Origin of the sequence: Bacillus sp. LLTC93, assembly GCF_002993125.1 — a bacterium.
GTDB classification, from domain to species: Bacteria; Bacillota; Bacilli; order Bacillales; family Bacillaceae; genus Bacillus; species Bacillus zhangzhouensis.
The window spans coordinates 1-17,176 of sequence record NZ_PVME01000002.1 but is presented as its reverse complement, the minus strand read 5'-3'; the positions used below and the strand labels follow the sequence as shown (position 1 = coordinate 17,176).

Genomic DNA, 17,176 nt, shown 5'->3' with positions numbered 1-17,176 from the left:
GTTAAAAATGATATGGGTTTATAAATATAACGATGAATTTATTTGGCAGCCGGGCGAAGAAATTGAGATTGATGTTGAAAGTGGCGAGCAAGTACCCGAAAGCTACACACAAACGCAACCCGAGGACGGCCTGTATATCGCGAAATATGACCCGGATAAAGACGAGTGGTTCGAATCAGCTTCGCAAGAATATATCGACAATTTTCAACCGCATCCAATCACACAGCCATCAAAAACGGAAGTCATCGAGCAACAAATCGCCGATCTTTATTATCTAATTGCGTTAGGGGGTATGTAGAATGGCTATCGATTGGTTTTCGATAATTAAAGGCTTTTACGATAACGGTCTTTGGTCAAAGAAACGTGTCCATGACGTAGTTGGTGCCGGAAGAATCACGCCGGAACAATACGAAGAGATCGCGGGAGATAAATACGAAGCTGATAAGCCGCCGGCCGAAGAGTCGTAGGCTTTTTATTTTGCACTTAAGGAGGATTTGCGGTGACTCAACCGACTACGCACGAACTTAATGAAAAGATCGCGAAGATACAGGTCGACATCGCCACCATCATCGCAACCCAACAACATCAGACGCGCATCTTCGAAGAGTTCCGAGAAATGGCGGCAATGGCGCTATCTAGAGCCGATACGGCAGACGACAAGGCAAGCGAAGCACTTCGTATTGCTAAATCCGCACGTGACGATCTACGTGATTACCGCGACCAGGTCAAAGGTGATCGGCGTTGGCTTATCGGGATTGCAGTTCCGGTAATGCTGGCGTTGGTGCCGGTCCTGTTCCGTTATTACTTCTAAATAAAACGAAAAGGGAGACGATTATATGACGATTAAAGTTACGCAGGACCTTGTATCTCCGAGTAAGTACGGAATTAAATGTCCGAATGCGATGGATGCGAAATATATCACGTTCCATAACACAGCTAACGATGCGTCAGCTAAAAATGAAATCTCGTATATGAACGGAAATACGAATCAAGTATCTTACCACTTCGCCGTAGATGACGTAGAGGTTCGTCAGGGGATTCCGGTAAATAGAAACGCTTGGCATTGCGGGGACGGTTCCGGACCAAACAGCGGAAACAGAACATCAATCGGCGTCGAGGTATGTTATTCAAAATCCGGGGGCGAGCGCTATAAAAAGGCGGAAGCATTGGCGATTAAATTCATTGCGCAGCTTCTAAAAGAGCGCGGATGGGGCGTCGATCGCGTGAAGAAACACGAAGATTGGAGCGGAAAGCACTGTCCGCATCGCGTGTTAGACGAAGGACGTTGGGGCGCAGTGAAAGCGGCTATTGCGAAAGAGCTCGCAGCACTAAACGGAAGCAAAACGGGCGCAGCGACTAAGCCAGTTAAATCGACTAAGCCGAAAGCGCCGGCCAAAAAACTTACGGTACCGACTGGCGTGATTCGTCCGGGTGCTCGCGGTACGGCAGTTACGCAACTTCAGAATGCATTGGCCGCCGTATATTTCTACCCGAACAAAGGCGCCAAGAATAACGGAATTGACGGCATTTACGGTCCGAAAACGGCTAACGCAGTCAAGCGATTCCAGTCGACGCAGGCCGGCATCGCAAACGACGGTATTTACGGACCGGCAACACGCGCCAAACTGGTGACGGCTCTAAAGAAAGCGGGGTATAGCGTATGAAGACGAATATTAGCGCAGGAACGGTGACTCGGTTCATTTTGCTTGCGTTGGCTCTCGTAAATAGCGGACTGACGATGTTTGGCGTTCAGACGATTCCGGTAGACGAGGCGGCGGTGTCCGATTTTATTGCGCTGCTTTTTCTCGGGGCAACTTCGCTTTTGGCGTACTGGAAAGATAACGACGTATCCAAGAAGGCGCGCGAAAGAAAAGCGTTAGATGAAGTCGGAAAGAAATAAGCGGAACTTTTGGCGGTTGCCTGCGTAAAAACGTAGGTAGCCGTGTTACATAACAATAACGTATAATTGAACGGAGGGGAGGCGGAAGATATAAAGATAAAGAGGATTTCCGTATGCTTTTTAGTTTGCGCTAGTTTTCTACTACTTCTAACGGGGTGTGGAGGCGTAAAAGTATCTGAACTTAAAGAAGACATTGACTATGACTTCGAAAATAGCTCGGTAGGCATGTTCACTGACGATCTACCTAAAGATACGCACACTATTGACGTTGATTATACAGGTGAAATTCAAGGCGTTGAGGTAGGTATAGAAAAGATACATTTCGCAGAGGGACTAATTGGGGTGAGTCTATCATTTAATAATAAATCTAAAGATAAGGCATACTCAATCGCTGCGGCTACTCGTGCTCTACGCATAAACTCAAAAACTACGTTAGGCCCGAAAGAACTGGCTTACGTTGACTATGATAAAAGTTTCCGGAAATTAGAAAACAAAGGGGACAGCTTTACGAGCCTGACTTATTGGTCCCTAGAAGATGTCGATTATAAAAATATTAAAGAAATTGAATTACAAGTGTTTATATTTGATGATTCAAGGTCATCGGATAAGTCTTTAATAAACTTTAAACGAAAAATATCCTTTTGAACGAAAAGCCCCGTCCCTAACCGGATGGGGCGTTTTTTACGTTTATCAGATCCGCAAACTTAACGAAATTAGTATCGCCTCGATTATCCTTCACACGAAATTCCTTCCGTAGATGGTCCACGTATACAACGCGGCCACTTACTTCGCGAACAAAGCCGTCATCGTACACTTCGAAGTCTAGCGGCAGGTCTTCGCTGACTGCCGAAGAAATAACGAACTCAAATTCGCCGACCTGCTCCTCACTTAATACCGGTCGATCTATTTTCTGCTTCGCGAGATGTAATTGACGCAAAGCCTCGTTATGTTCCGGCAATATGAACTTCATTTGCCAGCGATTTTGATCTTTCGCTTCATTCCACATTGGCGACACCTCCGGTTAAATTATAACCGAATGTGTGTTCGTTCATCAATCGGAAATATCAAACAATTCATTCGCGTCAGTTAGGCCGAACTCTTTTATTACCTTCTCGAGAACATCCTTCGGGTATCTCTTCATCTTGCCGGAACACATTTCGCTTACAGTACGTGTTGATAGGCCGGTTTTTGCAGCGAAATCCTTTTGCTGGGTGTATCCGTGCTTTTGTAGCAACTCGTTAATACGAAGCCTCAACGTAAGCCACCTCCGATATTCATTACGCTAAGTATAATCTTTTTTAGTTTATTACGCAATACGTAATTGACAATTCTGTTTTCCGTAACTATAATTACGTTAACAGTAAATTACGAAAGGCGGAATTGGTATGCATTACTTAGCGGAACACCAAACGTTCTCATCGACGCGGGCCCTAAACGCGGCCGTCTACGAACATATCAAACGAAACACATACGATCTATCAGATACGGCGCGGGTCGCACTTAAACAGATCGCACGTTATGCGGTCAAGTTCGCAGGCGCAGCGCATCTCAAAGCGGAGACCCTAGCCGACCTAATCGGTAAATCCGTCAAGACGGCACGCCGCGTTCTTAATCAATTGGCTGCGCTGAACATCGTCAAGAAGGTCGCAACGACTCGCAAAATCAACGGAGGTAAGGGCGCAAACATAATCGTCATCTTACCGTTAACCGCGAATGACCAGTCGACAATGACCACTCGGCAGGAGCCGGAAAACGCCGACACACCAACGGCTGAGACGGCGAAAATCGAAAATGAACCATCGGATTCTATTAATCACTTAAATCAAAAGCACGTTAAAGATACGGCTGCGGTTCCGGCTGAAGCGATGAAAAACTCGTTACCAACGGAAATCTACAACGCAATGAGTCGCTACTTTGACGCAGCAGAAATATATAAATATTACGGCTTGTTATTGCGTGCTAAGGCTTCCGTAGATCCTTCGCTAATGATCGAGCATGATCCGGAGCCATTCGTAGATGCGTGGCACAAGACGATACTGAAAGCGAAATTGAACGAAATTAGCCGTTTTGATGACTACGTGTATATTTCGTTCCAACGTGCAGCAAGCGAGGCAAAACGTAGGAGAATGCGTGGTAAATTAGCGGCTTTTGAGTCGTTTCTTAAAGCGGATTGATTAGCACAAAATGTGCTAAACGAAAAAAAAAAGACGGCAATTAAGCCGTCCTATCGTTTCCGGAGTGTCTTCCGTTCCTTATTTAATTTTTCCGTGATTTGAACAAGCGGAGAATGTTTCGAATGTTGTTCTTTCAGCGAACTCTTAGATAAGTGAGTGTACCGTTTAACCATACGCATATCTCTATGTCCCAGCATCGCTTGTAAGTGCCGGATGTCTCCGCCGTTTTCTAAGTACATTGTAGCGCCAGTATGTCGGAATAAGTGAGGGTGTACCTTTTTAGTAATACCGACTTGTTCTGCATATCTATTTAATTGTTTCCGAAAATGGTTCGTCTCTAATTGTTCTCCGTAGTTACTTAAGAATACGAAGGGACTTTCGAAATCTTCGTTTTCTATAAGAAGTTCTTTTATTAAGTTCATCGTTTTCTTTTCGAGAGGGACGAATCTTCCTTGACGTGTTTTAACGTCCCAGGCGCTGAAGTAAACGGTACTTGACGCATAATCTACGTTTTCTTTCGTTAATGATAAGATTTCGCCGATGCGGGCCATTGAATCGACTAGAAACGTCATGATTACATAGTCGCGGAAACCTACGAACGTCCGCTGATCCGGGGCACTTAAGAGGCTACGCAGTTCATCCGGAGACAGTATATTCACCATTTCTTCCGGATCGTTAACTAGCTTCGTATCATCAAACGGATTCAATAAAACCGACCCTTCGCGTTGAGCAAATCGGAAGAGCGTCCGGAGCGTCTTTATATAATCGTTTACGGACTTCGGCGACATGCCGGGCGTTTTGTGTTCGTCTTTTTTGAACTTATGGCCGTCGAATTTAACTCGTTCGTGCAACAAATACGCAACAAAGCCGCGAGCAAAGTCGACGTCTATATCACGTATATCATCGTCCAACCCGATCATGCGCGCGTATTCTAATAAGTAACGGCAGGCCCGCCGGTAGCGGTCGATGGTTTCCGGTGCTCTATTTTCCGCGCGCTTTGCTTCGCATATTTTCTCGCAGATAACCGAAATTGAATACGTTTTGCCGCGCGTGGTTTTAGTGATCGTCCTCTCCGCCTTAACGCGCTTACCTTTCCGTCGTTCTGAATGCATAAAAAAATCGCCTCCCATTCGTATAGAAGACGATCGATTTACCGGTGCGCTACACTGCGCAATATAGGAGCGGTACACTTCGTTAAGTCAACGCTTAAGTCACCGTTAAGCAAACGTTGATATACCGCCGTTAAACCGGAGTATGGAGCATAGCGGGATCGAACCGCTGACCTCTACGCTGCCAGCGTAGCGCTCTCCCAGCTGAGCTAATGCCCCGAAGTATGACGACATAACTTATTATAATCAATCCTCCTGTGAAATTCAAGCTGTAAAACGAAAACACGTCGTCTATTTTTCTTTCTGATCAATCGGTATATAGTCAAAGATTTCCCCGGAATGAACAGAGTGAGCTAATCGTCTGAGCCAGTCATAATAGGCTTTTGAGCTTTCAAGCTGTTCAAGGAGCTGCTGCGCCTCATCTCTCACATGTTCATCCACTTGATCATCACGAGCCACATCTTGAAGACGCTCTTGCGCTTCTTCAATCGCCGCTAAATTGACCTCAACCTCTCGTTCCCATTTTTGTGGGAAAAAGTTCATGAAAAACTTTAAAAAATCTTTCTCAGCAACAAAGCTGTGTTTTCTTCGGCCGCGGTGAAAGGTCTTTTTAACAATATTCATGTCTTGAAGTTTTTTCACACCCGTACTCATACTCGGCTTGCTCATTTGCAGCTCTTCACGCATTTCATCAAGCGTCATTTCCTCATTTAAATACATGGTCCCATATAGGATACCCGCACTTCTTGTAATGCCATAGAGATCCATTGTTTCAGCGATGGAATCAATGACTAAATCTTTAGCAGCTAAAATGCGCTCTTCTGCTTGTGGCTGTTCCTGCTTTTTCATCTTTTCCCTGCTTTCTATTAAGAGAATTCAATACGTTCAAAAAAATCTTTATGGACTATATGTTAACGAAAGAATGCAAAATGTCAAAATAAATAGAGCCTATCTCCCTTTGACAGAAAAATTTGAACATGTTAAGTTAATTATGTTCAAAACGTTAAATTTTTATTTAACAAACTTACCAAAGAGAATCAGAGGAGGTTCCTTCTATGAGTCAAACACTATTTATAGATGGACAATGGGTTGGCGCTAAGAGTGGCGACACAAGAGATATCATCAATCCATTTAATCAAGAAGTGATCGCGACAGTCAGTGAAGGATCAAGAAATGACACGCAGCTAGCCATCAAAGCAGCGAGAAAAGCCTTCGATCAAGGGGATTGGGCAAACCTGCCTGGACTTGAAAGAGGAAATATTGTATTTAAGATTGCTGAATTAATTAGACGAGACCTTGATGAATTAGCCAAATTAGAATCACTTGATACTGGTAAAACATTAGAAGAAAGCAAGGCGGATATGGATGATATTGCGAATGTGTTCCAATATTACGCAGGACTGGCTGATAAAGATGGCGGGGAAATCATCGCATCGCCAATTCCGAACTCAAAAAGTGAACTAGTCAGAGAGCCTGTCGGTGTATGCGGACAAATCACGCCTTGGAACTATCCATTGCTTCAAGCAAGCTGGAAAATCGCTCCTGCGCTTGCGGCGGGGAATACGATCGTCTTAAAGCCAAGTGAAATTACACCATTAACCACGATTAAAGTATTCAAGCTCATGGAAGAAGCTGGCGTACCAGCAGGCGTTGCAAACCTAGTGCTTGGCCCTGGTGCAACTGTTGGAGATGAACTTGCTGTCAATGATCAAGTCGATTTAATTTCGTTTACAGGCGGTATTGAAACAGGCAAGAAAATCATGCAGGGAGCCAGTGGGAATGTGAAGAAAATTGCCCTTGAGCTCGGCGGGAAAAATCCGAATATTGTGTTTCAAGATGCTGATTTAGACGTAGCGGTTGACCAGGCAATGAATGCTGTATTTTTCCATGCAGGGCAAGTGTGTTCCGCAGGTTCACGCTTGTTAGTGGAAGAGTCCATTCATGATGAATTTTTAGAAGAACTGGTGAAGCGTACGAAAAAAATCAAGCTAGGCAACGGCTTTGATGAAGGAACGCAGAGCGGTCCGCTTATCTCAGCTGAGCATCGAGAAAAAGTAGAAAAATACGTCAGCATCGGTCTAGAAGAAGGCGCAAAATTAGAAACAGGCGGAAAACGTCCTGAAGCAGAGGAGCTTCAACATGGGTTCTTCTACTTGCCAACGATTTTCTCTGGCTGTACATCTGATATGCGAATTGTGCAGGAGGAAGTCTTTGGACCAGTACTCACTGTCGAATCCTTCCGTTCAGAGGAAGAAGTCATCGAGCTGGCAAATGATACGATTTATGGTTTAGCAGGAGCGGTATGGTCTTCAGATATCGCAAAAGCTGAAAGAGTCGCTCGTCAGCTAAGATTAGGCACTGTTTGGATCAATGACTTCCATCCTTATTTTGCTCAAGCACCATGGGGCGGGTATAAGCAATCAGGCCTTGGGCGTGAGCTGGGACGTACGGGTATTGAAGAATACACCGAATTGAAACATTTATATAGAAATATAAAACCTGAAGCGGTTCATTGGTTTAAATAAACATTACTCAATTGGAGGAGATTTAATATGACATTAAATATGAAAATTGAAAGCATGCAAAAATTCCATACATTTGAAATCCCGACTGTCATCAAACATGGCATTGGTGCGGTGAAACATGTTGGGGAAGAAGTGAAAACATACGGCGTCTCGAAGGTATTGCTCGTAACAGACCCTGGTATTTATCAAGCGGGCGTTGTAGATCCAGTGATTGCTTCATTAAAAGAAGCGCAAATTGATGTTGTCCTCTTTAATAAAGTAGAGCCAAATCCGCCAGTGCGTCTAGTGAATGAAGGGTCAGCATTATATGAAAAAGAAGGCTGTAATGGATTAGTCGCAGTAGGCGGCGGAAGCTCAATGGATACAGCGAAGGCCATCGGAGTAGAGGCCACTCATGAAGGCTCAGTTCTTGATTACGAAGCGGCAGAGGGGAAAAAACCGCTCGAAAATAGAATCCCTCCGTTAACGACCATTCCGACAACGGCTGGTACAGGTTCAGAGGTCACGCAGTGGGCAGTTATTACAGATGAAAAAAGGGAGTTCAAATTCAACACAGGTGGACCACTTATTGCAGCTCACCTAACAGTGATTGACCCAGAGCTTCATGTATCTATGCCGCCTCATGTGACGGCAATGACAGGAATTGATGCACTTGCGCACGCCATCGAATGCTATACGATGAAATTTGCTCAGCCCATTACGGATGCGGTGGCGCTCATGGCAATTGAATATGCTGCTCATTATATTCGCCGTGCCTTTGCTGATGGCGAGGACTTAGAAGCAAGATATGGCATGGCACAGGCCGCGATGCTTGCAGGACTTTCTTATGGAAGCGAATCAGCCGGTGCAGCACATGCGATGAGTCAAACACTCGGAGGCATTATCCCTGTAGCCCATGGTCAGTGTGTAGCAGCGATGATGGGACCAGTGATGGAGTATAACTGGAAAGGATATCCGGAAAAATTCGCTCGAATTGCGCAAGCGTTCGGTATCGATACAAGCAGAATGTCAACAGAGGAAGCAGCAAAAGCAGCTGTGAACTGGATGTATGATTTAGTGGAAGATCTAGAAGTTCCTTCATTAGAAGAACAAGGTGTATCAAAAGATATGATTGACCGTTTATCTAAAGAAGCGATGAAAGATCCGCAAACAGTTGGAAATCCAAGAGATCTAAACGAAAAAGCATACAACTGGATTTATGCTCGTTGCTTTGATTTAACACCTAAAACGGTGTAACAACTAAAAAAGGCTCCCAAAAGGGAGTCTTTTTTATGTCTTATAATTGTTCTTTAATCTCGTTTATTTGATGAATATGGCGTTTTTCGTGAGCGCCGATAAAATCAAGATATTGCTTCAGTGATAACTCTTCAAACACAGGATGTGCAATCACACGTTTAAAATCATCCTCAGTAAACGTTGATAAAATTTGATTGAGCTGCTCACGTGCTGTATCAAGCTCATCTTTTAAATGTGTAGGCGTCACATGCTTACGCTCAGGTGCGACAATACTTGGCGCAGTGGCTTTTTTTGAACGATCCTCTGCCATTTCGACTGGTTTTGGCTCATATTCTTTGATCGGTGCTTTTTTTCCCTCGGCAGCTAGATGTTTTGCTGCAACTAAATCCATTTTCTTTAAATGATCTGCAACTTCTTGAATACTCCAAGTATCATCAGATAATTTTTTGTTTAATTGTTCTTCGTTCAACCCTTGCAGCTCCTGCCACAATTCTTGTCTTGCATCATGTAATAAACTCATTTTCATCACCTCAAGATCAAATTTTATCATACTAGTACATGACAATCATTCTTGAGCTATCGGAGAATTCCTTTGAAGAATTGTGATGAAATATGAAACCTTTACAAAAGTGGTTCGTATTACCTGTTAGAAGGAATACATTGGAGGTGAGTATGGTCTAAATGAAACAAAGGCTGTTCATTTCATGAAGAAAGGGTGAGGAAGATGGATGTGTTCGGGCTGCCTCTTCAGACGCTGTATTTATACATATTGATGATATCAGGAATCCTAACACTTGTGTTCGTCTTTTTCGGCGATGTATTTGAGGGATTGTTTGAAGCGATTCCTGTTCCATTTCTTCAACCGACATTGATCCTCGCATTTCTTACCTTTTTCTCGGCTGGAGGGTTTATCTCTGAAAAAACTGCAATCGTAGGAAGTGGGCTTGGAGCAGTATTATCTGCCATCCTCGCAGTGGTTCTTGTGACCTGTTTGAATGTATTTATCTTAGTCCCGCTTTCCTCTGCTGAAGAATCTCTCTCATATACGGAGGCCGATTTAAAAGGAAGAACTGGGGAGATCATTGTATCTGTTCCAAAAGACGGGTTTGGAGAAGTGCTGTTAATTAGTAATAGCGGGAAAATCTCAAAGCCAGCCGTCAGTTTCGACCAAGAGGAGATTCCATATGGAACCCGCGTGCTTGTTGTCGAAGTGAACAAAGGTGTTTTATCTGTCATACCAAATGAAGAAATCTAGGAGGGAATGCTATGCCAGGAACAACGATTTTGATTATCATTGGAATTGTCCTTGTGATACTTATTGCACTTATTGGCGTATTTGTTTCAAAATACCGGACAGCAGGTCCAGATGAAGCGTTAATTGTCACAGGAAGTTATCTAGGAAGTAAAAATGTCCACGTGGATGAAGGTGGAAACAAGATTAAGATTGTCAGAGGCGGAGGTACCTTCGTACTCCCTGTCTTTCAACAAGCAGAACCGCTCAGCTTACTATCTAGCAAGCTAGATGTCTCAACGCCTGAGGTTTATACCGAGCAAGGTGTACCTGTCATGGCGGATGGAACGGCTATCATTAAAATTGGCGGATCGATTGAAGAAATCGCCACTGCGGCAGAACAGTTTTTAGGTAAAACAAAAGAAGACCGCGAAAATGAAGCAAGAGAAGTACTAGAAGGTCACCTTCGTTCGATCTTAGGATCAATGACAGTTGAAGAGATTTATAAAAACAGAGAGAAATTTTCTCAAGAAGTTCAACGTGTCGCTTCTCAAGATTTAGCGAAAATGGGTCTAGTCATTGTATCGTTTACGATCAAAGATGTACGTGATAAAAATGGCTATTTAGAATCTCTAGGAAAGCCAAGAATTGCTCAAGTGAAACGTGATGCAGATATTGCAACAGCTGAAGCGGATAAAGAAACACGTATCAAACGTGCCGAGGCAGATAAAGATGCGAAGAAATCCGAGCTTGAGCGTGCCACCGAAATCGCTGAAGCAGAAAAAATCAATGAGCTGAAAAGAGCAGAATTTAGACGCGAACAGGATACAGCGAAAGCAAGCGCTGACCAAGCGTATGATCTAGAGACAGCTCGCAACCGTCAGCACGTGACTGAACAAGAAATGCAAGTCAAAATCATCGAACGCCAGAAACAAATTGAATTAGAAGAAAAAGAGATTCAGCGTCGTGAACGTCAATACGATTCTGAAGTGAAAAAGAAAGCAGATGCGGACCGTTATGCTGTTGAGCAATCGGCTGCGGCGGAAAAAGCGAAGCGTCTCGCTGAAGCAGATGCGAAGAAATACAGCATCGAAGCAATGGCGAAAGCAGAAGCTGAGAAAGTCCGAATTGACGGGCTGGCAAAAGCGGAAGCTGATCGTGCGAAAGGGGAAACAGAAGCAGAAGTCATTAGACTGAAAGGACTTGCTGAAGCCGAAGCGAAAGAAAAAATTGCTGAAGCATTCGAACAGTATGGTCAGGCAGCGATCCTTGATATGATCGTGAAAATGCTTCCTGAATATGCGAAGCAAGTATCTGCACCACTTTCAAACATTGATAAAATTACAGTTGTTGATACAGGCGGTAACGGGGAAGGCAGCGGTGCTAATAAAATCACAGGCTATGCCACAAACCTGATGTCCAGCCTTCAAGAAAGCCTGAAAGCATCCTCTGGAATTGATGTCAAAGAAATTATTGAGAACTTTTCGGGCAAAGGGAATGTGAAGCAAAGCATTCAAGAACTAACGAATGAAATCAAACAGCCTAGAAAAAAAGAAATAGCTGATCGTCAAATAGAAGAATAAAATCAATAGACACCTTCCAGCAGAAGGTGTCTCAGATTGTTGACAAAGGGCTAAAATGATCTATTTTAGCCCTTTGTCTTCTTTTCAGCGTGATATGAAAACCCTTGAAGTCTAGGAAGGCCGAGTACTGGCGCGGAGCGAATTAAACATTCGTGAGCACCAGCACGCAGAACTGACACCGAATGCGAGGGTTTGTCTTCACGCTAAGACACCTTCCGGCAGAAGGTGTCTATTTGGCATGAAACTGATATTGATTTCTCTTTACATATGAAGACAGATGTACAAGGATGCCTGCTGATATCATCATGAACACTAAGGAGGACCCGCCGTAGCTAATGAAAGGAAGGGGAATGCCTGTAATCGGGAGAAGTCCAAAGACAGCCCCTAGATTAAAGACCGCTTGAATCATGATTTGAAAAGTGAGACCGATCGTTAACAGCTTTCCAAACGGATCCTGTAAAGCCCGAACGATTCGCACGGCGCGATACATGATGAGAAGATATGCACCAATCACAAACGATATCCCCAATAGTCCCAGTTCTTCGCTAATGACGGCCATGATAAAATCTGTATGGGCTTCAGGAAGAAAACCTAGCTTCTGAATGCTCCCGCCTAAGCCATTTCCAGTCAGTCCACCTGAATCTATCGCGAGGTATGAATGAATCAGCTGATAGCCATCTCCATCTTCATACTGAAAAGGATCACGAAATGAGGTCAGCCGCTTCAAACGATAAGGAGCTGTCACAGCAAAAAAAGTGATACCTGATGCGGCAGTCGACCCTAGCAAAATGAGATGACGCGTTTTAAGTCCAGCGCATAATAAGATGATGCCGCAGCTCAATAAGATAGAGACAGCCGTGCCTAAATCAGGCTGCTTTAAGATCAATAAAAAAGCAAGACCTAAAAGAACGAGCGGAGGTAGCACTCCTTTTTTAAAGGATGTGATGTAAGCTTGTTTTTTTGCATAGACATAGGCAAAATAGATGACCATCACTAGTTTCACAGCTTCAGAGGGTTGAATCATGAAAGAGCCAATATGAATCCACCTTTGTGAATTGTTTTTAACAGCACCGATCCCAGGAAGTAGGACTAGGATCAGTAATAAAAATGACAGCATGACAAGCCACCGAATCCATTTACGATAAGCCTGATAAGGAAAAAGAGCGGCAACGAAGAAAAAGATTAATCCAATGAAGAGCCATTTCCATTGTTTTATCAAGAAATAATGACCTTGCTCATACTTCATTTCTCCTAAAGGGTAACTCGCGCTGTAAACCATGAGTAAACCAAATAAAGAAAGGCACACAATCGTGCCAGTAAGAATGTGGTCGATTTTTTTGAGGTGGGAAATAATCAATGGCATCACCTTCAATTCCAGTTGCGCCCAAACATGTAGGATGAGGATCTAAGGTTGACACTAAACACAAGTCCAATGGCGATCATGTTGGTCAAAAGCGCACTTCCCCCATAGCTGATAAATGGAAGTGCAAGGCCAGTCACGGGCATTAAACCTACTGTCATCCCTACGTTTTGGAAGACCTGAAAGACGATCAGCCCAACAACTCCCGCACATATGTACAATCCATAAAGTGTATTGGCATGCATGGCCACATGAATAATTCGGTAGACCATCATTAAGTACAAACATATCAATAGAGAGGCGCCGATAAAACCAAACTCCTCACCAATGACTGCAAATATAAAATCTGTATGGGCTTCAGGGATATTTCCCCCTTGTACTTGACTCCCCTGTGTATAACCGCTTCCTGACAATTGACCTGACCCAATGCCAAGCATTGCTTGTTTCAGCTGATATCCATATGTTGAATCAAATTCATCAGGAGAGAGCCAGCCATAAATACGATCAAGCTGATGAGGCTTAATGATTTTTGTAAAGTGCTCAAAATGTTCATTGTGCAAGTAGGTTAAAAAGGCAAGAAGAGCGAGACAAGAAGCCAGTAATGCGGCGATCATCTTGCTTGAAATCCCCGACACAAGCATCAGTGTAAAGGCGATAGACAATATCACGAGCGAAGTCCCTAAATCTGGCTGAATTAAGATGAGGAAAAAAGGGACAACGGTCCAGCATATGACTTTACTTGTAGGAAGGATGCTTTCTTTAAACGTAAATCGCTGATGTTTGTATTGGTTCAAGATAGCCGCTAGCAGGAGAATCACAAAAATTTTCATGAACTCTGATGGCTGAACTTTGATTGAACCGAAGCTGATCCATCTTTGAGAGCCATTTTGATTCGTTCCAAAAAAATGCACGAGAATAATGAGGAAAATACCACCTGCAAATAACCGAAAGGATAAACGCTCAAGCAGCTCATAATCAAAGTAAGCAACTGCTGCCATGAGACCAAAACCGACGATATACCAGAAAATTTGTCTTTTGACGAAATAAAACATATCTTGCGTTTCATACTGTCCCGATCCGCTATATACAGCTAGCAGGCTGATCACAAATAAACAAATGATAGTGAGTAAAAGTGCGAAGTCAATGCTGTACTGTTTTCTCATAGCTTCGTGCCCTGCTATGACCTATTGATCAGCTGGTTTAATACGACTTGTACCGCTGTAGCGTCATCAATATAGCCAATCGGAAAAATATAATCTGGTATCAAATCAACAGGCACAATGAAATAAAGTAGTGCGCCCCCCATCAGCACCAACTCACGGGGAGTACCCCGGCCTGCTATGAATAAGTTGTACATGTTCTTCAAATGATGAAGAAATGGTCCGACGCCGCTTATCGTGTCCATCTTTTTATCAAACTTTGCCGAGATTGTTTCTTTTCCCTCGTCTGTTTGGCTGTAGGTCTCGTATTCACTTAACTTCTGTTTCAATTTCTCTTCATTAAATGTACCGTCATAGATGTCGTGAACTTTTAGTGTTTTTTCAATTTCTTCCACCGCTTGAATGAACGTATTACTGTGAACTCTTTCATTTTTGATTGGAAACCCAGCAGCGGATAATAGGTGATCTAAAGAGATGTTTAGATAATTTGAAAGTCGCTGTAAATGATTCAAAGTCGGTTTTCTTTTTCCGTTCATTATTCTAGACAGTGTCGCTTTATCAATTTCTATGTGGGTGCTGAGTTCTCTTAATGAGAGAGAACGTAGTTGTAGTTGTTCTTTTAAGAGCTGTCCAAGATCATTTGTCTTAAGATCCATCTTCTACCCCATCCTTTTCAATATGTATCAACTTTTCTATAGAAGAAGTCGTCCTCAATATAAAGGTGTGTTGACAAAATGTCAACGAATATCCTTTTCGATTGAATTTTAAGAAATAGAAATTTATCATAATGAAGATAGGGTGAGAAATCGCTAAAAGGGGTGGCACAGATGAAGGTAAGACATGCTGTACATAAAGATATTCCTAAAATCGCCGAGATTCATGTGAAGAGCTGGCAAACGACTTATCACGGCATTATCTCAAAAGAGTATCTGGAGGGTTTAAATGTAGAGGAGCGGGAACAGAGCTGGAGAACCAGATCGCTTGAAGGCACGTTTGTCGTAGAAGATGCTGATGGGGTATTTGGTTTTGCTTCCTTCGGAAAACAACGTGACGAGCGCTATTCAACATATGATGGTGAGCTTTATGCCATTTATTTATTACAGCAGAAGCAAAAGTCAGGAGCGGGTATCGCTTTGATTGCAAAAGGAGTGGACTATTTAATAGAGAAGGGTTATAAGAATATGATGCTATGGGTATTTGAACAGAATTCGGCGAAGCAATTTTATCAAAAGCTTCAGCCTAGTTTTGTCGTCACCAGCCAGTTCGAGCTGGCTGGTGAGAACCATGATGAAATAGGATATGGATGGGAGCTGCCTGTATTAAATGAACATGTACAACGAATTAAATTGTCAGCTTCCAATAATAATGAGAGAAAAAGGTGAAGAGTGTCGCAAGCAAAATATAAGAAATAAAAGGAGTAGCTTCTACTTTCCCTTTCACGCCTGCTATTTTTAATGCTTCATAGAAACCTGCCAAAAAGTAAGTAAGACTGAGAATATAGCAGCACAGCATAATGGAGTAAGGATTCATTAACGTACCTCCAGCCTGAAATCTTCTACTATTAATAGATTCCATAGAGCAGCAAATTATGCATAAAAAAATAACCAGCTGAAATCAGCAGGTTATTTTTGATGAGGAAAAACCAAACGAGATGCACTCGGTATTAATAAACAAAGAACGATACTACAAATAATAAAAGATGGAACCATATACGTGCTGTTATAAATTAAAGAGTAGACCCATCCTGGTGTTCCTTTCGGTGCATATTGCGAAAAGAATACAACGCCAGAAATAAAGAACGTTAGCAGTCTAAAGAAACTGGCGATAAATACGGATAGGATAATATAGAAGAATTGTTTCTTTCTTTTTTTATCTTGAATTGCTTTTTTGATCAATCCTGAAAATAGCCCGCTTAGACAAATGACAACAGATGCCACGAAATAATCGAGAAACCCTTGTACAGGTGTAGCGATAATAGGGTTATTCATCAGCTGCAGGCCGGCAATTAACACACCGATAATAAACCCGGTAGACATCCCCCATCTAATAGACATGAGAATGACGGGAATCATGATCAGCGCGATAGACCCGCCGTTCGGCATCCTTAAAAAGAGACCTGATAAGTAATCTAATACAAGAGCAAGCGAAGTCATAATCGCGATTTCCATAAGGCGTACTAATTGATTTGATTGTTGCATAAAAAAATCTCCTTTTTCATGAATTGAGCAAGGAGAGACCGTGTAAGGATGAGTATGTTATTCATAGAAAAACATATCGGTTTGAATACACCACAGTAATCAAGTGATTCCACATTCCTACTTCAGTATTAACTGACAGGTTCAAAGGGTCAGAACAACGAATCGTTCACTCTCAGCACAAAGCTCCCCCTGCGGTTATTTAGTTTCAATCTATTATAAATATACTAGAGACCTTCAGGATCAACAATAGAGAATTACTGCGACAAGCACTTTTTGTAGCAATATATAGGAAGAGATAAGGAAAAATAAATTATTTAGGAAAAATACTTGTTTCTTCTTTCAAAAGGTGTTATATTTGTATTCGCCGCTGAAAACAGCGCGGTTGATAAATAACATGAAGAAAAAAGTTGTTGACTTTATCTTGATAGAATGTTATATTAATAAAGTCGCTTCTGAGCGATAACGAACATGATCTTTGAAAACTAAACAAGACAAAACGTACCTGTTAATTCGAGTTTTTATAAAAAAATCCTATGAAACATCATAGGTAGTCAGTCAAACTGGCGAAAAACAAAACTTCGGTTTTGTTCTTTTTCGGAGAGTTTGATCCTGGCTCAGGACGAACGCTGGCGGCGTGCCTAATACATGCAAGTCGAGCGGACAGAAGGGAGCTTGCTCCCGGATGTTAGCGGCGGACGGG

General features: G+C 42.7%; 21 protein-coding genes, 1 tRNA gene, 1 rRNA gene and 1 riboswitch. Of the genes, 13 read left to right on the top strand and 10 right to left on the bottom strand.

The window, feature by feature from the left end; all coding sequences use genetic code 11:
* The first annotated feature begins 7 nt into the window (after positions 1-7).
* From C6W18_RS05215 to C6W18_RS05190, 6 genes are all read left to right on the top strand, one after another.
* Entirely contained in the window at positions 8-298 is a 291-nt protein-coding gene (locus C6W18_RS05215) for a hypothetical protein (protein ID WP_105926431.1), read from the top strand.
* Position 299: 1 nt separating this feature from the next.
* Positions 300-467: an XkdX family protein gene (locus C6W18_RS05210; RefSeq protein WP_105926430.1), complete on the top strand. Its 168-nt coding sequence runs from the start codon at positions 300-302 to the stop codon at positions 465-467.
* 32 nt (positions 468-499) lie between these two features.
* Positions 500-811: a hypothetical protein gene (locus C6W18_RS05205; protein WP_105926428.1), complete on the top strand. Its 312-nt coding sequence runs from the start codon at positions 500-502 to the stop codon at positions 809-811.
* 25 nt (positions 812-836) lie between these two features.
* Positions 837-1,664 carry a peptidoglycan recognition protein family protein gene (locus C6W18_RS05200; RefSeq protein WP_105926426.1) on the top strand — a complete coding sequence of 276 codons (828 nt, stop codon included), beginning with the start codon at positions 837-839 and terminating at the stop codon, positions 1,662-1,664.
* Positions 1,661-1,900: a phage holin gene (locus C6W18_RS05195; RefSeq protein WP_024426114.1), complete on the top strand. Its 240-nt coding sequence runs from the start codon at positions 1,661-1,663 to the stop codon at positions 1,898-1,900. The genes C6W18_RS05200 and C6W18_RS05195 overlap by 4 nt, the downstream gene beginning before the upstream one ends.
* A 66-nt stretch (positions 1,901-1,966) precedes the next feature.
* The gene (locus C6W18_RS05190; RefSeq protein ID WP_105926424.1) at positions 1,967-2,545 is read left to right on the top strand and encodes a hypothetical protein; all 579 of its coding nucleotides are present in this window, start codon (positions 1,967-1,969) and stop codon (positions 2,543-2,545) included.
* Positions 2,546-2,561: 16 nt separating this feature from the next.
* On the opposite strand, the gene C6W18_RS05185 is transcribed toward C6W18_RS05190, so the two are convergent.
* Together C6W18_RS05185 and C6W18_RS05180 are read right to left on the bottom strand one after the other, a co-directional pair.
* Complete coding sequence (locus C6W18_RS05185; RefSeq protein WP_105926422.1) at positions 2,562-2,906, bottom strand: YolD-like family protein; 345 nt, start codon at positions 2,904-2,906, stop codon at positions 2,562-2,564.
* 45 nt (positions 2,907-2,951) lie between these two features.
* A complete protein-coding gene (locus tag C6W18_RS05180; protein ID WP_105926420.1) occupies positions 2,952-3,155 on the bottom strand; it encodes a helix-turn-helix domain-containing protein in 204 nt (67 codons plus the stop codon).
* Positions 3,156-3,285: 130 nt separating this feature from the next.
* Between C6W18_RS05180 and C6W18_RS05175 the strand changes: the two genes are divergently transcribed.
* The gene (locus tag C6W18_RS05175) at positions 3,286-4,074 is read left to right on the top strand and encodes a helix-turn-helix domain-containing protein (RefSeq protein WP_105926418.1); all 789 of its coding nucleotides are present in this window, start codon (positions 3,286-3,288) and stop codon (positions 4,072-4,074) included.
* Between the two features lie 50 nt (positions 4,075-4,124).
* On the opposite strand, the gene C6W18_RS05170 is transcribed toward C6W18_RS05175, so the two are convergent.
* From C6W18_RS05170 to gbsR, 3 genes are all read right to left on the bottom strand, one after another.
* Complete coding sequence (locus C6W18_RS05170; protein WP_189318045.1) at positions 4,125-5,186, bottom strand: tyrosine-type recombinase/integrase; 1,062 nt, start codon at positions 5,184-5,186, stop codon at positions 4,125-4,127.
* A gap of 143 nt (positions 5,187-5,329) precedes the next feature.
* A tRNA-Ala gene (locus tag C6W18_RS05165) sits at positions 5,330-5,402 on the bottom strand.
* A 72-nt stretch (positions 5,403-5,474) separates the two neighbouring features.
* Positions 5,475-6,032, bottom strand: coding sequence for a transcriptional regulator GbsR (gbsR, locus tag C6W18_RS05160; protein ID WP_105926414.1), 558 nt, complete (start codon positions 6,030-6,032; stop codon positions 5,475-5,477).
* Between the two features lie 206 nt (positions 6,033-6,238).
* On the opposite strand from gbsR, the gene betB reads away from it, so the two are divergent.
* A complete protein-coding gene (betB, locus tag C6W18_RS05155; protein WP_105926412.1) occupies positions 6,239-7,708 on the top strand; it encodes a betaine-aldehyde dehydrogenase in 1,470 nt (489 codons plus the stop codon).
* Between the two features lie 27 nt (positions 7,709-7,735).
* A complete protein-coding gene (gene gbsB / locus C6W18_RS05150; protein ID WP_105926410.1) occupies positions 7,736-8,944 on the top strand; it encodes a choline dehydrogenase in 1,209 nt (402 codons plus the stop codon).
* A gap of 40 nt (positions 8,945-8,984) precedes the next feature.
* Here gbsB and C6W18_RS05145 read toward each other — a convergent pair whose 3' ends face one another.
* Positions 8,985-9,464: a DinB family protein gene (locus C6W18_RS05145; RefSeq protein WP_034317384.1), complete on the bottom strand. Its 480-nt coding sequence runs from the start codon at positions 9,462-9,464 to the stop codon at positions 8,985-8,987.
* A gap of 204 nt (positions 9,465-9,668) precedes the next feature.
* On the opposite strand from C6W18_RS05145, the gene C6W18_RS05140 reads away from it, so the two are divergent.
* Both C6W18_RS05140 and floT read left to right on the top strand, forming a co-directional pair.
* A complete protein-coding gene (locus tag C6W18_RS05140; protein ID WP_034317386.1) occupies positions 9,669-10,199 on the top strand; it encodes an NfeD family membrane protein in 531 nt (176 codons plus the stop codon).
* Between the two features lie 11 nt (positions 10,200-10,210).
* Entirely contained in the window at positions 10,211-11,758 is a 1,548-nt protein-coding gene (gene floT, locus C6W18_RS05135) for a flotillin lipid rafts scaffold protein FloT (protein ID WP_034317389.1), read from the top strand.
* 229 nt (positions 11,759-11,987) lie between these two features.
* Here floT and ftsW read toward each other — a convergent pair whose 3' ends face one another.
* The 3 genes from ftsW to C6W18_RS05120 are packed head-to-tail and all read right to left on the bottom strand — an operon-like array spanning position 11,988 to position 14,934.
* On the bottom strand, positions 11,988-13,121 hold the full coding sequence (gene ftsW, locus C6W18_RS05130) for a putative lipid II flippase FtsW (RefSeq protein WP_411266070.1): 1,134 nt from the start codon (positions 13,119-13,121) through the stop codon (positions 11,988-11,990).
* A gap of 5 nt (positions 13,122-13,126) precedes the next feature.
* Positions 13,127-14,281, bottom strand: a complete 1,155-nt coding sequence (gene rodA, locus C6W18_RS05125; RefSeq protein ID WP_105926408.1) for a rod shape-determining protein RodA — start codon at positions 14,279-14,281, stop codon at positions 13,127-13,129.
* 14 nt (positions 14,282-14,295) lie between these two features.
* On the bottom strand, positions 14,296-14,934 hold the full coding sequence (locus tag C6W18_RS05120; protein WP_105926406.1) for a DUF1232 domain-containing protein: 639 nt from the start codon (positions 14,932-14,934) through the stop codon (positions 14,296-14,298).
* A 171-nt stretch (positions 14,935-15,105) separates the two neighbouring features.
* On the opposite strand from C6W18_RS05120, the gene C6W18_RS05115 reads away from it, so the two are divergent.
* The gene (locus C6W18_RS05115; protein ID WP_105926404.1) at positions 15,106-15,660 is read left to right on the top strand and encodes a GNAT family N-acetyltransferase; all 555 of its coding nucleotides are present in this window, start codon (positions 15,106-15,108) and stop codon (positions 15,658-15,660) included.
* Between the two features lie 240 nt (positions 15,661-15,900).
* Here C6W18_RS05115 and thiT read toward each other — a convergent pair whose 3' ends face one another.
* Positions 15,901-16,476, bottom strand: coding sequence for an energy-coupled thiamine transporter ThiT (thiT, locus tag C6W18_RS05105; RefSeq protein ID WP_105926400.1), 576 nt, complete (start codon positions 16,474-16,476; stop codon positions 15,901-15,903).
* Positions 16,477-16,573: 97 nt separating this feature from the next.
* A riboswitch (TPP riboswitch) is annotated at positions 16,574-16,676 on the bottom strand.
* A 391-nt stretch (positions 16,677-17,067) separates the two neighbouring features.
* Here thiT and C6W18_RS05100 point away from each other — a divergent pair.
* A 16S ribosomal RNA gene (locus C6W18_RS05100) occupies positions 17,068-17,176 on the top strand; the annotation flags it as partial.

Bases quoted from the DNA above. Each gene is read 5' to 3' on its own strand.
- thiT (WP_105926400.1), bottom strand. From the start codon at position 16,476: ATGCAACAATCAAATCAATTAGTACGCCTTATGGAAATCGCGATTATG.
- C6W18_RS05145 (WP_034317384.1), bottom strand. From the start codon at position 9,464: ATGAGTTTATTACATGATGCAAGACAAGAATTGTGGCAGGAGCTGCAA.
- C6W18_RS05140 (WP_034317386.1), top strand. From the start codon at position 9,669: ATGGATGTGTTCGGGCTGCCTCTTCAGACGCTGTATTTATACATATTG.
- C6W18_RS05215 (WP_105926431.1), top strand. From the start codon at position 8: ATGATATGGGTTTATAAATATAACGATGAATTTATTTGGCAGCCGGGC.
- C6W18_RS05210 (WP_105926430.1), top strand. From the start codon at position 300: ATGGCTATCGATTGGTTTTCGATAATTAAAGGCTTTTACGATAACGGT.
- gbsB (WP_105926410.1), top strand. From the start codon at position 7,736: ATGACATTAAATATGAAAATTGAAAGCATGCAAAAATTCCATACATTT.
- C6W18_RS05170 (WP_189318045.1), bottom strand. From the start codon at position 5,186: ATGCATTCAGAACGACGGAAAGGTAAGCGCGTTAAGGCGGAGAGGACG.
- C6W18_RS05200 (WP_105926426.1), top strand. From the start codon at position 837: ATGACGATTAAAGTTACGCAGGACCTTGTATCTCCGAGTAAGTACGGA.
- gbsR (WP_105926414.1), bottom strand. From the start codon at position 6,032: ATGAAAAAGCAGGAACAGCCACAAGCAGAAGAGCGCATTTTAGCTGCT.
- betB (WP_105926412.1), top strand. From the start codon at position 6,239: ATGAGTCAAACACTATTTATAGATGGACAATGGGTTGGCGCTAAGAGT.
- rodA (WP_105926408.1), bottom strand. From the start codon at position 14,281: ATGAGAAAACAGTACAGCATTGACTTCGCACTTTTACTCACTATCATT.
- C6W18_RS05120 (WP_105926406.1), bottom strand. From the start codon at position 14,934: ATGGATCTTAAGACAAATGATCTTGGACAGCTCTTAAAAGAACAACTA.
- C6W18_RS05115 (WP_105926404.1), top strand. From the start codon at position 15,106: ATGAAGGTAAGACATGCTGTACATAAAGATATTCCTAAAATCGCCGAG.
- C6W18_RS05195 (WP_024426114.1), top strand. From the start codon at position 1,661: ATGAAGACGAATATTAGCGCAGGAACGGTGACTCGGTTCATTTTGCTT.
- C6W18_RS05185 (WP_105926422.1), bottom strand. From the start codon at position 2,906: ATGTGGAATGAAGCGAAAGATCAAAATCGCTGGCAAATGAAGTTCATA.
- floT (WP_034317389.1), top strand. From the start codon at position 10,211: ATGCCAGGAACAACGATTTTGATTATCATTGGAATTGTCCTTGTGATA.
- C6W18_RS05175 (WP_105926418.1), top strand. From the start codon at position 3,286: ATGCATTACTTAGCGGAACACCAAACGTTCTCATCGACGCGGGCCCTA.
- ftsW (WP_411266070.1), bottom strand. From the start codon at position 13,121: ATGCCATTGATTATTTCCCACCTCAAAAAAATCGACCACATTCTTACT.